Source organism: Faecalibacterium prausnitzii, assembly GCF_003287405.1.
GTDB classification, from domain to species: Bacteria; Bacillota; Clostridia; order Oscillospirales; family Ruminococcaceae; genus Faecalibacterium; species Faecalibacterium intestinale.
This window is the reverse complement of sequence record NZ_PRLD01000003.1, coordinates 54,603-68,078: the sequence shown is the minus strand read 5'-3', so window position 1 is coordinate 68,078 and position 13,476 is coordinate 54,603. Positions and strand designations below refer to the sequence as shown.

Here is a 13,476-nt window from a genome sequence, read left to right as displayed (position 1 = left end):
CTCCTTAGTTGGCGGCAGCGGTGGCAGAGTAGCTGGACACGCTCTCGATGCGCACCATGTACTGCTCCACCAGACGCTCGGCGGCACGCATCCCCTTCCAGCCCACAGAGGCGCGCTGGTTCAGCGGGTCGTCGCCGTAGCCCAGCTGCTTGACGATGTGCTCAAGGCCGCCGCCCTCCAGCTCGGTCACGCCGTAGGCGTGGGCGCCCAGCACCAGCGTGCCGAACACTGCAAGACCCGCCGGGCAGGTATCGTCCTTCCAGATCTTGGCCTCGCTGGTCTCGATAAAGCGGATGTTGCCCAGCTTGCCGATCTCACCGCGGAACATGGTGTCGGGGTCGGCGTACTTGTGCACCTCCATGAACTCCTTGCAGGTCTTGAGGTCGTAGGCCGCATAGGGGTGGATGATGGCAACGTAGCTGTCGCCGATGGGGTCAGCGTTCATCGCGCCCAGCTGCGCCGCCGCCTGAAAGAACAGCTTCGGGGTCAGGGTGCAGCTCTTGTCCAGTGCCTTGCGGCTGGTAACGGCGGTCTCGGCACCGTCTGCGCCAAGCTTGGGGGCGTAAATGACATTGGTGCCGCCCGCCAGCACATCGCGGGTGATGCTGTCCATGGTGCGGCCGGCCTGACTTGCCAGCACGCGGGTGGCCTGCACCACGTTGTTGTCGATGGCGGTCATCTGCAGCACATCGGTCAGCGGGGTCCAGCCGCCGTACTGGTGCAGGTCGCTGGTGATGCTGGTCACGTTCAGCGCCTGACCGTTGGGGGTAACGCCCTCGGTCAGCGGGGTGCTGGCCTTGGGCAGGCTGTCGTACTTGCGGAACTCGATGGTCTTGCCGCCGTTCTGGGGCACGGGGTAGTAATCCGCAAACTGGTCGTGCACAAGGCGCGGCTCTGCCTGATCGATCAGGCGCTTCTCGTAAAAGGTTTTCATCTCCACCGACATGGTGCCGGTGGTGTTGGTCTGCGCGTCCGCAAACAGCTGGATGTTGAAATTCATCATGTTTTTTCCTTTCTCCTGTCAGGTTAAAGTTCGATCTGTGCACCGTGCAGCACACGGCGCTCCAAGGCTTCCCGCTGGGCGCGGGTCATAGCGGCTACGTCCGGCCGTACCGAAACCGCAGCACCGGGGCGCAGGCCGTTTTCCAGCGGACGCGCGGCGCGCTGCTGCACCCGTTCCACCACCCCCTGCTCCACGGTCTGTGCCGTGGTGCGCAGGGCATCCTCGTAGTGGGCAAGGCGGTAGGCGTCCTGCACCCGCATACCGGGCAGCTGCATCAGACGGCGCATCTCCGGGTTCTTCAGCTCTGCTTTCAGGTCAAAGCCCGGCTGGCTGCGGCGCATGGCGGCTTCCTCTGCCGCCCAGCGGGCGTGCAAGCCGCGCACCGTGTTCTGCACCGGCAGCGGCAGGGGCGGCAGCACCGGACGCTCCGGCTGTGCGGGTGTTTCCGGCTGCTTTTCCGGCTCTGCCGGGGTCTGCCGGGGCACTTCCGGCTGCGCGGCGGGGGCTTCCGGCTTCAGGGTGCCCGCAGCCACTGCCTGCCGGGTCTGTTCCGGGCTCAACGCGGGGGCGGCTTCACCTTCCGCAAACAGCTGCAGGTCCATCATGCTCTGCTGTCCGCTGCGGCTCACATCCGCAAAGCGCAGGTTGTCCGGGTAGCGCTCTGCCAGCAGGGTAAAGCCCGCCTTGGCCAGTTCAAACGCGCCCTGCACCCACGGCGCTACCGGTGCCTGCGCTGCCACAGCAAGGCGCGGGCCTTCCGGCTCGTCCCATGCATCGCTGCGGGCGTTTTCCTCCCCTGCCAGCAGGTACACCAGTGCCTGCATCAGGGTGCTTGCGCCAGCGCATACGATGTCCTGCCCGGCGGGCGCATAGCCCGCGTGACCGGCGGCTTCCAGCCGCAGGCTCAGCCCCTCGGGGCCGTCCAGCTCGCTGTAACATACCTTGATCATCTCACTTCACCTCCTTTCCGTTCCAATTCATGGCGCGGGCAGCCGCCGCCACCGGCAGCTGTGCCGTCAGACCGGCAGTGTCCTGCGCCGCTTGGGTGCCGCCGGGCTGCTGCGCAAGAGCGGCAGACAGTCTTGCCATCTGCCCTTGCAGCTGTACCAGCTGCTGCGCCAGCGTGCCGTTCTGCCGCACCCGGGCGCGCACCTTTTCCACCCCTTCAAAGTCCATCATTTCCAGCGCCGCAAGGGCAGCGTCCGCGTTGGCGGGGTCAAAGAAGCCCAGCTTATAGCACTCCTTGGCGGTCTCGTTCTGGGACAGGCGGCTGAAGGTGCTCTTTTTGGCGGCGCTGACCACGATGTCAAAGACAGGCTCCCGGCTGCCCAGCTCCACCCCGCCCACGGCGGGCATGGGCTTTGCGCGCAGCCCCTGCGCCGAGAAGGGCACGAATTCGCTCTCACCGCGCTGCCCGGTGATGCGGAACACCCGCTGCTCGTCGTAGAACTGCCGCATCAGCTCAATAATGAGGTAGCACTGCTTTGCAAAGGCGCGGTAGGCGCTCTTGAGCATATCCCGGCTCAGCTTGCTGCCCGCTTCCTGCAAGGCGGCGATGGCACTGGCGGCGGTCACGCCGCCAGTGGTGCCGCCCTGCGTCAGGTCGCGGTTGCCGCTGATCTCCTTCAGCTCCTCAATGCGGCTGTTGCGATAGCTCAGGCTGTTGCCCTGCAGGCCCGCCGTCTGCAGCGGACGGAAGGAATCTTCGTTCAGGCGTCCCACAACGTGCACGATGTCCCGGCTCAGGTCGGCCAGTTCTTCCTCGTTCACCCCGGCGGTATCGCTGAGCACATACCGCTGGCGGGAGGCCAGCAGCACATTCTCGTCCATGGCGTGGTTCATCCGGTCAATGGCGTTCTGGCAGTCCTTCATCACGTCGATGTAGCCGAACCCGGCGGGAGAATCCTCCTCCACGAACAGCGGGTCGAACACAAAGGGGTACTTGCCGTGGTCGTACAGCCCGCGCGCCGCCAGCGCCGGGTCGTTCTGGCTGGCATACAGCACCACGCCGTTGCACAGCTTGCAGTAGTGCAGCCGCAATTTGCCGCTCTCGTCCGGGCGCTTATAGTACCAGTCCACCACCACGCTCTTGTTGGCGGTGGTCTGACCGTCCTCGTGGATGTACCGGGGCACGTCCACCACACCGGCGGCGTGCCCTGCCAGCTGCGGATACTGCGCGGTCAGCCGGGCGGTGTCCTCAAGGCTGAGGTGGAACAAGTCCGGCGAGTCCTGAATATCCTGCACGCCCGGCTCCCAGTAGAGCATGAGCAGGTTGACGCTGCGCACCGCAATGTCACCCAGCCCGCCGCGCGCCGCCGGGTCCCAGAAGATGCCGGTAACCCCGGTGCCCTGCTTGAGCTTGCGCCACCAGACATCGCTGTACACCTGCTCGTAATCCGCCTGTTCCAGCACCACCGGCAGCACGCTGGAAAGCGCCTGCGCCGTGGCCTGATCGTCTGCCGCCCGGGGCAGTACCATGGGCTCGGGGTAGTTGTCCATGGCGTCGGCGTGCTTATTGGCGATGCTGTTGAACAGCCACCCGCTGGAGGGCTGCGCCTTGCCGGGCATCAGCGGGTCGCGGTAGTTTTTCCAGTGTCCCATGCGGAACCACAGCTCGTTGTCGATCAGGCGCTTGTCCAGCGCCGCCTTGCCCGCCTTGTAGCGCTGCAGCGTCTGCAATGCAGCCGCCGCCTCTGCCGCGCCGATGGGCAGGGCTTCTGCTCTTGTATCTTCCATAATCTTTCCTTTCTGTCCTGTTTTTCAGATGCGGTAGAACCGCGCCTGCCGGTGCAGCTCCAGCGGGTCGTCCGGCCTTGGCGGCGCGGCAGAAGCTTCGGGCGGGCTGATGGGATGCTCCATCAGCACATAGCGGCACTCGTCGTAGATGTGATCCTCCTGCCGGGTGTCGATATCCTCCACATTGCTCTCGTCGTACACAAGGTTTGGCAGGGTGCGGATGAAGTGCTTGCAGCTGCTGAACACCTGCAGCATCGGCCGTCCGTCCGGCGCAAACCGCAGCCGGTAGTGGAACTGCATCTTGCCCGCCAGCCGGGTGTGGTCCCCGGGCTGCCAGCGCAGAAAATGCGGGCTGCGCTCCATCATGGCTGCAATGCTCTCGCCCTGACTCTCGTTGAAGATGGCGGGGTCTGCCACTCCGTGGATCACCCTGCCCCGCAGCAGCGGGTCGTTCTGCTCGGCTTCCCGGATGCGCTTTGCCTGCTCCACCGGGTCGATGCGCAGCCCCTCGTTGGGACGTCCGGTGCAGCCGTACAGTTCCTTGATGCGGTACAGCCGCCCTTCCTCGTCCACTGCATACCACCCCACCGAAAAGGGCTTGGAAAAGCCGAAGTCGTACCCGCGCCAGATGGGCCAGTGCTTGGGGATGGCAAAGGGTGCGATGACATGGGTCCAGCGCTGATCCTGATAATGCGCCGGGTCGTTGCGCCATTCGGTGAACACCTGCCCGGAAAAGCTGTCCCAGCTGCCGTAGAGCAGCGCCTGCTTTTCCGCTTCCGGCAGGCTGGCAAGGCTTGCCAGATACCCGGGGTCGTTGGCCAGCAGGGCAGGGTTATCAAACACGCTGGACGGGATGAACACCCGCGCCCGCTCCATCTGCTGGTCGGTGCCGTCCGGCAGGCGCACCGTGACCGTTTCCACAATGGGCGTGCCGGGCGGGGCGGGGGTGATGAACCGCGCCTTCACCCAGCCGTGGCCGATGCCGCCGGGGTTGGTGGTGGCACGCATATACACCCGGGTGCCCGGCCCGGTGGGACGGTTGCGGCTCATCATGTAACTGTACTCGTCCCACTCAAAGTGGGTCAGCTCGTCAAAGCCGATAAAATCGTAGGCTTTGCCCTGATAGTTGGTGCGGTCCTTGGTGTACTGCATAGAGCCGAACCAGATCTTCGCCCCGCTGGGAAAGACCCATACATGGGAGGTAGCGTTGTACTGCGCCTCCGGGAAAGCCCGGCGGTAATACATTTGGCTCTTATCCACAAGGTCGGAAAGCTGCGGGTAGGTCTTGCGCAGGATCAGCGCCCGGTAATGCGGGATGTGCACCTGCCGCAGCGCTTCGATCAGCAGTGCATCGCTCTTGCCGCCGCCCGCCGCACCGCCGTACAGCGCTTCCGGTTCCGGTCTGCGCATAAATTCCAGCTGCCGGGGCTGCGGCTTCCACACGATGACTGCACGCTCCGTCCTGCTCATGCCTTTTCCTCCTGTTCCACCGGCGGCAGCAGCACCACGCCGCACTCTGTCCCTTCCAGTTCTGTGCCCTGATCGTTCAGGGTCTTTACCACGCCCGCCAGATCCTTGAGCACAGCGGTGGCTTCCTTCAGCCCCTTCATCATCCCGGGGTCGGGGGTGTTTTCCCGCCGGGCGGCCTTCTGACGCTCGTTCAGCTCCTTTACCTCCTGCGCCAGCAGGGTGCTCAGGGTGTCGGCGGCGCGGTTCAGGCTCTTCAGCCCGGCGGCGGGCTTTGTCTGCCCCATGATGTTCTTCCTCCTTTCGTCCGGTGTCCCGGGCTCTGTACACAGGATATCACCCGCCTGCCGTGCCCGACAGTGTGCACTTTTGCGGGGTCATCGGGTATTTTCATGCAAGTATTATCCAAATAGTATATTTTATATTTTCAAGGCACAACGCAGCTGCGTCAGATTTATTTTCCCAGCTGGTGCGGCACGCAAAAAACGTCCGCTTGTATTTCGGACACCTCCCACAAAAACGTTCGCTGCGTCCCGCACGTCCTATCACTATAAAGGTACAGCGGCGCCGTACCCCAAGGTCGCAGCACCACCCCCACCCGGGGAGCAGAGCTTTTCTCGACCTGTGTTGTTTTTCTCGCTAGGCAAGGCTGTATAAAAGGCATTTTCTTTCCGCTGCGTAGTATCCCTGAAAATATCTTTCAAAAAATGTATCGCTCCTTTTCGCGGTTTTTTAGCAGTTATGCAACATTCAGTCATGTTCAAGCATATTTTTTTACATACCTGCATCATATTTGTATGTTGGTTGCATCGGCATGAAAAATTGTGATAATTCGCGAAAAGATTTTGTAACCTTTGGTCCGCTTTTGTAGAAACGTAACAAATCATTTGCACCAATATTGTGAACTTATTCTCTTGCGGAACACCCCCATACAAGGGTATAATACTGTCAGGGATTACGGACGTATGCGACAAATGCGTCTGTGAATATGCTGTGACACACAAATGAAGGAGATTACTATTATGAAAATGATTTCTCGTCGCGACTTCCTGAAGGCTTCCGCTGTTGTGGGCGCTACCGCTGCTATGACCGCTTGCGGCGGCTCTTCCTCCACCAGCACCGCTGCTTCCAGCGTTGCTTCTTCCACCGCTGCTTCTGCCGCTGCTACCAACGGCTCCGCCAACATCGGCGTCTGCATCTATCAGTTTGCTGATAACTTCATGACCCTGTACCGCTCCGATCTGGAAGGCTACCTGAAGGATATGGGCTACTCCGTCACCATCATGGACGGCAAGAACGACCAGAACACCCAGACCGAGCAGATCAACACCTTCCTGCAGCAGGGCGTGGACGTGCTGGTCATCAACCCCGTCCAGACCACTTCCGCTCAGACCATCGTTGACACCGTTTCTCCCTCCGGCACCCCCATCGTGTTCATTAACCGTGAGCCCGAGGAGAGCGTGCTGGATTCCTACAAGGGCAAGTGCTGCTACGTTGGTGCTGACGCACGTCAGTCCGGTACTTATCAGGGCGAGCTGATCCTGGAGACCGAGACTCAGGGCGATATCAACGGCGACGGCAAGATCACCTACATCATGTGCAAGGGCGACCCCGAGAACATCGACGCTCAGTACCGCACCGAGTACTCCATCAAGGCTCTGACCGATAAAGGCAAGGAAGTCGAGTGCCTGTACGAGTACCTGGACAACTGGGATCAGACCACCGCTCAGCAGGACGTTGCAAACGCTCTGTCTCAGTACGGCGATAAGATCGAAGTCGTCTTCTGCAACAACGATGCAATGGCACTGGGCGCTCTGCAGTCCATCCAGCAGGCAAACCGCACCGTCGGCAAGGACATCTATCTGGTCGGCGTCGATGCTCTGGTAGAGGCTGTCCAGAACGTTGTGGACGGCAACATGACCGGTACCGTTCTGAACGACGACGTGGGCCAGGCTACCAAGGCTGCCGAGGCTACCAAGCTGTTCGTCGATGGCAAGGATGTCGAGAAGTACTACTGGGTCGACTACGTCAAGGTCACCAAGGACAACGCTTCTCAGTACCTGAAGGAAGACTAAAGTTTCCCGGAACCAATGCAAGGTGCGCAGCAGGCCTTAACGGCTTGAATGTAAGCTAAAAAGCGCGTGCGTGCGAGAAAACGTCTCCACGCACGCGCCTTATTTTAGGAAAAAACTGCCCGCCTGTAAACAACCAAAAAGGAGGCTTTTGCGGAATGTCAGAATACCGTCTGGTAATGAAAGGCGTGGTCAAGACCTTCCCCGGTGTCAAAGCCCTGGATCATGCACAGCTGGAACTCCGTCCCGGCAAAGTCATGGCTCTGATGGGCGAAAACGGCGCCGGTAAGTCCACTCTGATGAAATGTATGTTCGGCATTTACAAGATGGACGAGGGCGAGATCGAATACGAGGGGCAGAAGGTAACCATCCCCACCCCGCTGGATGCACTGGACCGTGGCATCGCCATGGTGCATCAGGAACTGCAGCCCATTCCGGCCCGTACCGTGGCCGAGAATATCTGGCTGGGACGCTACCCCACCAAGAAATACGGCATCGTCACTGTTGTGGACCATGCCAAAATGTACAAAGATACCGATGAACTGCTGAAGAAACTGAAGCTGGACATCGACCCCCATGCAAAGCTGGGCTCTTTGAGCATCGCCCAGATGCAGATGGTGGAAATCGCTAAGGCCGTTTCCGCCAACTGTAAGGTGCTGATTTTGGACGAGCCCACCTCTTCTCTGACCGCGAACGAGGTCGAGAGCCTGTTCCGCATCATGCGGGATCTGAAGGAGCAGGGCGTTGCTCTGGTCTATATCAGCCACAAGATGGACGAGATCAAGGTGATCGCGGACGAAGTCACCATCATGCGCGATGGCCAGTACATCGGCAAGTGGGACGTTGCCAACATGACCAAGGAAGAGATCATTGCAAAGATGGTCGGCCGTGAGCTGTCCAACCTGTTCCCCCCGCTGGAGAACGTGCCCTCGGACGAGGTCATGATGAAGGTGGAGGACTTCACCTCCATCCATCCCCGTTCCTTCCGCCATTGCAGCTTTGAGCTGAAAAAGGGCGAAATTCTGGGCGTCGCCGGTCTGGTGGGCGCACAGCGTACCGAGCTGATGGAAGGCATCTTCGGCCTGCGTGCCCATACCTCTGGTAAGGTGTGGATCAAGGGCGAGGAAGTTACCATCAAGCAGCCCCGCGATGCCATCCGCAAGAGCGTTGCTCTGCTGACTGAGGATCGCCGTGCTACCGGCATTCTGGGTGTGCTGAGCGTTGCCGATAATATCTCCATCGCTTCTCTGGACGCCCTGCGCAAGGGCCCCATCATGCTGGACAACAAAAAGATCCTCGATCTGGTGGCTACCAACAAGGAAAAGATGGCCATCAAGGTGCCCAGCCCCAAGACCCAGATCAAGAGCCTTTCCGGCGGCAACCAGCAGAAGGTGCTGATCGCCCGCTGGCTTGCCAACAACCCCGATGTGCTCATTCTGGACGAGCCTACCCGCGGCATCGACGTCGGTGCAAAGTATGAAATTTACTGCATCATCGCCGATCTGGCCAAGCAGGGCAAGAGCATTATCATGATCTCCTCTGAAATGAGCGAGATCATCGGTATGTCCAACCGTGTCATGGTCATGTGCGATGGCCGTATCACCGGCTTTATCAACGGTAAGGATGCCACGCAGGAGAACATCATGGCGCTGGCTACCCAGTTCGAGACCGCACCTGACACAGCTGCGGCAAATCAGTAATTAAGGAGGCTGTCTATCGTGGAAGCTACCAAAAAATTGAATGGCAAGGCTGTGGGCAAGTGGCTCAGCAACAACGCCATTATCATGATGATGCTGGCCATCACTCTGATCGTTGGCATCATTCACCCCAACTTCTTCTCCGGCACCAACATGATCAACCTGTTCAAGAACGTGTCCATCCGCTACATCATCGCGCTGGGCATTTCCGGCTGCCTGATCACCACCGGTAACGACCTGTCCGCTGGCCGTCTGGCTGGTTTTGCCGCCTGCCTTGCCTGCATTTTTGCGCAGACCGAAGGCGCTTCCGGCAAGTTCTACCCCAATATGCCCACCCTGTCCACCCCCGTGGTGTTCATTCTGGTCATTGCCATCTGCGCCATCGTGGGTCTGTGCAACGGACTGGTGGTCAGCTACCTGAAGGTGCAGCCCTTCATTGCTACCTTGGGTATGCAGCAGGTGGTCTACGGTATCTGCCTTGTGTACACCGGCGGTACCCCCATCGGCTCTTTGAACAAAAACTTCACCTCTCTGGCCTCCAACACCATCCTGAAGGTCCCCGTGCTGATCTGGATCGCCCTGATCGTGGCTGTCTGCTTCTGGTTCCTGTACAACAAGACCCGTCACGGCAAGTATATGTACGCCATCGGCGGCAACGAAGCTGCTGCTGAGGTTGCCGGTGTCAACGTGCACGCTACCAAGATCCGCATCTACATCCTGGCCTCCTGTATGTTCGGTCTGGCAGGCTGCCTGCTGGCTGCAAAGTCCGGCGGCGCATCCGTCAACACTGCAATGGGCTATGAGCTGGACGCCATCGCAGCCTGCACCATCGGCGGTGTTTCCACCACCGGCGGCGTTGGTACTGTTCCCGGCGTTCTGGTCGGCGTTCTGGTCTTTGAGCTGATGAAGGTCGCTCTGCAGTTCATGAACGTCAACTCCTCCTACACCTACATCGTTCAGGGCCTTGTCATTATCGTGGCTGTCGCCATTGATATCCGCAAGTATCTGGCTAAGAAGTAATCTCCTCATCATCCCCCTTTGCACCCGCAGTCTTTGCACTGCGGGTGCTTTTTTTGTCCACATTTTTGTGGTATCATAAGGAAAACATCTTATGCTTACAGGAGGGACTTTCCATGGCACAGCCCACCCCGGATACCCAGACCGAGCTTGAACGCCGCGAGGCCGCACTGGCCGCCCGCGAGGCAGAACTTGCCCGCCAGCAGGCTGAATTGCAGGCGCAGAAGGCTGATTTTGAGCAGGGCAAAAAGCGCCTGCTGGACAACGGCAACAAGGATTTTGTAAACCCCAAGGAAAAGCTTTACGATAAATTTCCGCTCACGGTGCACCAGATGGACATCATCATCGGCGTGCTGTTCGCCCTGATTGCTCTTTTTCTTGTGCTGGGCGTGACCCACACCAGCTTTTTCGGCCTGTTCGGCGGCTGAGCCGCAGGTGTATCCTCTGTGAAAAATATCCCGTAAAGGAGAATAAAAATGGCACACTATCCCGGTTATACCGTCCTGCGCACCGAGGACTGCCCCGAGCAGCACGGTACTTTGACCCTGCTCACCCATGACGTCAGCGGCGCAGCCGTGCTGCTGGTGGAGAACGAGGACGTCAACAAGGCCTTCGGCATCGGCTTCGGCACCTTCCCCTCCGATGACACTGGCGTGTTCCACATTCTGGAGCACTCCGTGCTGGCGGGCAGCGAAAAATACCCGGTCAGTTCCCCCTTTGTGCAGCTGCTCAAAAGCAGCATGGCATCCTTCCTCAATGCAATGACCTTCCCGGACAAAACGGTCTACCCCTTTGCCACCCCCAACGAGACCGATTTCTGCAACCTGATGGATGTCTACCTGAACGCTGTGTTCTGCCCGCTGGCTATGGTGGACTCTGCCGTGTTCGAGCAGGAGGGCTGGCACCGGGACGCGGACGGCACGGTCAGCGGTGTGGTCTACAATGAAATGCAGGGTGCACTGGCTTCCCCGGATGCTCAGTTGCAAAACGCCCTGCAACGGGCGATGTTCCCGGATACCGCCTACGGCTTTGTGTCCGGCGGCGACCCGGCGTCCATCCCCGCCCTGACCTACGAGAAATACCAGCGGGTGTACCGCCGCCATTACAGCGCCGACAACTGCTGCATCACCCTGTACGGCAAGATGGATATGGCCGACAAGCTGGCGCGGCTGGATCAGGACTACCTGTCCAAGATGCCCAAGGCCGCTGCCCGTCCCCGCCTGACCATGCAGGACGAGCAGCCCGGCGCGTTCGTGGAGCTGCCCTACTACACCGACCAGCCCAAGCCGGACGAGGTGCAGTGCGCACTGGCATGGTACACCGGTGCCTTTGCCGACCGGGAGCGGCAGCTGGGCGTGGAGATCCTGCTGGGTGCGCTGCTAAGCACCAACAGCTCTCCCCTCAAGGCCGCGCTGCTGGCCGAGCAGCTGGGCGCAGATATCGACATCGGCTTTGACGACAGTACCCTGCAGCCCACCTTGGAGCTGCTGCTGCGCGGTGCTACGGTGGATTCTGCCCGCAAATTTGCCCCCGCTGTGCGCAAGACCGTGGACGAGCTGCTAAAGACCGGCATTCCTCACGACCTGCTGCTGGCGGCTTTGAACGAGGCCGAATTTGCCTCGCTGGAGCGCCCGGGCAGCCTGCCGGACGGTGTGCTGGACGCCATCAACGCCGCCACCGGCTGGCTGCATACCGGCGATGCCGCCCTGCTGCTGCACACCGACAAACTTTTCGCCGCCCTGCGCAGCAAGCTGGAGGAGGGCTGGTTCGACACCCTGCTGCGGGAGCTGTTTGCCCCCGCCCCGGTGCAGGTGCTGCAGATCCCCACCGCACCCAAGACCGAGGAAACCGCCGCCCCGGCGCGCACCGATGGCAAGCTGGTGCTGGAGCACCCCCTCACCGCCGCTGACCTTGGCGCGGGCGATACCGCCCCGCAGGGCTGCGCCGAGCAGCTGGCCGGTGCCACCCTGCTGCGTCACCCCTCTGCCGGCAGCTTGTACCTGAATTTCTACTATGATCTGGGCAGCATCACCCCGGAGGAGCTGCAATACCTGAACCTGCTCACCGATGTGCTGGACGAGCTGGACACCCCTACCCATACCGCCCAGCAGCTGAACACCCTGCGCAGCACATGGCTGGGCGACAGCCGCGCCCAGCTGGATCTCTGGACCGGGCGGCAGGAGAGCAGTCCCTGCCATGCGAAGCTTTCCCTCTGCCTGAGCCTGCTGGAGCGCAGCCTGGAAAAGGCGGTGGAGATCGGCGGCGAGTGGCTGTACGACACCGTCCTTACCGGCGCTGCTGCCGAAGCCGCCTATGCCCGGGTGGTCAGTCAGCTGAAGCTGCGCATGGAGCAGCTGTTTATCCAGCAGGGCAACGAGTTCGCTTCCACCCGTGCCCGCGCCCATTATTATGTAGAGGGCGCTGCGGACGAAGCCTGCACCGGCGTGAGCTATTATCACTTCCTGTGCGGTCTGCTGGAAAAGGCCGACTGGGCGGCGCTGGGCGCAAAGCTGGATGCTGTGCGCAGCCGGGTGCTGCAAAACGCTGCCCTGACCGTCAGCCTGCACGGCACCGAGGACGCACTGGAAAAGCTGCGCACCCTGCTGCCGGAAAGCCGCTTTGCCGCTGCCCGGCGCACCCCGGCGCAGCCCTACACCCAGCCCCTGACGCCCCCGGTGAACGAAGCCTTTATCATTGACGGCGGCGTGAACTACGATGTGCTGGCTTGGCCCATGCCCCGGGACAGCCGCCGCCGGGTGCTGGCACGGGTGATGAGCTACGAGTACCTGTGGCACACCATCCGGGAGGTGGGCGGTGCCTACGGCACCGGAATGCTCTGTGCAGACGGCATCGAGTTTTTGTACACCTACCGGGACCCCCACCTGCGGGAAAGCTACGATACCTTTGCCGCCGCCCCTGCCGCCCTTGCCGCCCGGGACTACACCGCCCGGGATCTGGACGAGTTCATCGTAGGCACCGCCGCCAAGCTGGACACGCCCCGCAAGGCGCGTGCCGCTGCGCGGGAACTGGATCACCGGTACTTCTGCGGCATCACGGACGAGATGCGCGCCGCCGACCGCAAGGCGCTGTGCAGCGTGGACGTCGCCCTGCTCAAAGCGCAGGCCGCTACCCTGTCTGACGTACTTTCCGGCGGCGTGCGGGTCGCCTTTGGCAGCAAGGACGCCGTGGAAACGGCGAAGGATCTGTTCGACCGGGTAGAGACGCTGTAAGCGCCGGTTATTTGTAAAAATATTTTATTTGTAGTTCCGAAACACCCTGCGGATGTTTCGGAACTACTTTTTTTCCACACACATTTTTTCTGCGCAAAGCGCCCGCATTCCGTCCAAACTACCAAAAAAAGCCAGATTTTTTGTCAGATAAGTCATACTTATTTAAGAAAATTTGAACAAATTGCGAAATTTGTGTGTTTCTGATGTGGACAAAAACGTTTTCAGCTGATAGAATGGAAACTGTTCTTTCTCCG

At 60.6% G+C, this 13,476-nt stretch carries 10 protein-coding genes; 5 read left to right on the top strand and 5 right to left on the bottom strand.

All coding sequences use genetic code 11. The annotated features are described in order from the left end of the window. Positions 1-4: 4 nt before the first annotated feature. The 5 genes from C4N24_RS03985 to C4N24_RS03965 are packed head-to-tail and all read right to left on the bottom strand — an operon-like array spanning position 5 to position 5,493. The gene (locus C4N24_RS03985) at positions 5-1,003 is read right to left on the bottom strand and encodes a N4-gp56 family major capsid protein (protein ID WP_015536641.1); all 999 of its coding nucleotides are present in this window, start codon (positions 1,001-1,003) and stop codon (positions 5-7) included. Positions 1,004-1,026: 23 nt separating this feature from the next. Beyond that, positions 1,027-1,953 (bottom strand): ribosomal-processing cysteine protease Prp, encoded by a 927-nt coding sequence (locus C4N24_RS03980; RefSeq protein WP_112090409.1) that lies wholly within the window; start codon positions 1,951-1,953, stop codon positions 1,027-1,029. Position 1,954: 1 nt separating this feature from the next. Further along, positions 1,955-3,739, bottom strand: coding sequence for a portal protein (locus tag C4N24_RS03975; protein WP_112090408.1), 1,785 nt, complete (start codon positions 3,737-3,739; stop codon positions 1,955-1,957). A 24-nt stretch (positions 3,740-3,763) separates the two neighbouring features. Next, positions 3,764-5,209 (bottom strand): terminase large subunit domain-containing protein, encoded by a 1,446-nt coding sequence (locus C4N24_RS03970; RefSeq protein ID WP_112090407.1) that lies wholly within the window; start codon positions 5,207-5,209, stop codon positions 3,764-3,766. Next, positions 5,206-5,493, bottom strand: coding sequence for a chemotaxis protein (locus C4N24_RS03965; protein WP_112090406.1), 288 nt, complete (start codon positions 5,491-5,493; stop codon positions 5,206-5,208). The genes C4N24_RS03970 and C4N24_RS03965 overlap by 4 nt, the downstream gene beginning before the upstream one ends. Before the next feature lie 735 nt (positions 5,494-6,228). Between C4N24_RS03965 and C4N24_RS03960 the strand changes: the two genes are divergently transcribed. The 5 genes from C4N24_RS03960 to C4N24_RS03940 all read left to right on the top strand — a co-directional run bounded on the left by C4N24_RS03960 (position 6,229) and on the right by C4N24_RS03940 (position 13,222). Beyond that, on the top strand, positions 6,229-7,281 hold the full coding sequence (locus C4N24_RS03960) for a substrate-binding domain-containing protein (RefSeq protein ID WP_112090405.1): 1,053 nt from the start codon (positions 6,229-6,231) through the stop codon (positions 7,279-7,281). A gap of 155 nt (positions 7,282-7,436) precedes the next feature. Continuing rightward, positions 7,437-8,978: a sugar ABC transporter ATP-binding protein gene (locus C4N24_RS03955; RefSeq protein ID WP_112090404.1), complete on the top strand. Its 1,542-nt coding sequence runs from the start codon at positions 7,437-7,439 to the stop codon at positions 8,976-8,978. An 18-nt stretch (positions 8,979-8,996) separates the two neighbouring features. Continuing rightward, on the top strand, positions 8,997-9,995 hold the full coding sequence (locus C4N24_RS03950) for an ABC transporter permease subunit (RefSeq protein WP_097778562.1): 999 nt from the start codon (positions 8,997-8,999) through the stop codon (positions 9,993-9,995). A gap of 113 nt (positions 9,996-10,108) precedes the next feature. Further along, positions 10,109-10,420, top strand: a complete 312-nt coding sequence (locus C4N24_RS03945) for a hypothetical protein (RefSeq protein ID WP_055185601.1) — start codon at positions 10,109-10,111, stop codon at positions 10,418-10,420. A 48-nt stretch (positions 10,421-10,468) separates the two neighbouring features. Next, entirely contained in the window at positions 10,469-13,222 is a 2,754-nt protein-coding gene (locus C4N24_RS03940) for an insulinase family protein (protein ID WP_112090403.1), read from the top strand. The last annotated feature ends 254 nt before the right edge of the window (positions 13,223-13,476 follow it).

Coding starts and splice junctions, on each gene's coding strand:
- C4N24_RS03960 (WP_112090405.1), top strand. CDS start 6,229: ATGAAAATGATTTCTCGTCGCGACTTCCTGAAGGCTTCCGCTGTTGTG.
- C4N24_RS03980 (WP_112090409.1), bottom strand. CDS start 1,953: ATGATCAAGGTATGTTACAGCGAGCTGGACGGCCCCGAGGGGCTGAGC.
- C4N24_RS03965 (WP_112090406.1), bottom strand. CDS start 5,493: ATGGGGCAGACAAAGCCCGCCGCCGGGCTGAAGAGCCTGAACCGCGCC.
- C4N24_RS03955 (WP_112090404.1), top strand. CDS start 7,437: ATGTCAGAATACCGTCTGGTAATGAAAGGCGTGGTCAAGACCTTCCCC.
- C4N24_RS03985 (WP_015536641.1), bottom strand. CDS start 1,003: ATGATGAATTTCAACATCCAGCTGTTTGCGGACGCGCAGACCAACACC.
- C4N24_RS03975 (WP_112090408.1), bottom strand. CDS start 3,739: ATGGAAGATACAAGAGCAGAAGCCCTGCCCATCGGCGCGGCAGAGGCG.
- C4N24_RS03970 (WP_112090407.1), bottom strand. CDS start 5,209: ATGAGCAGGACGGAGCGTGCAGTCATCGTGTGGAAGCCGCAGCCCCGG.
- C4N24_RS03945 (WP_055185601.1), top strand. CDS start 10,109: ATGGCACAGCCCACCCCGGATACCCAGACCGAGCTTGAACGCCGCGAG.
- C4N24_RS03940 (WP_112090403.1), top strand. CDS start 10,469: ATGGCACACTATCCCGGTTATACCGTCCTGCGCACCGAGGACTGCCCC.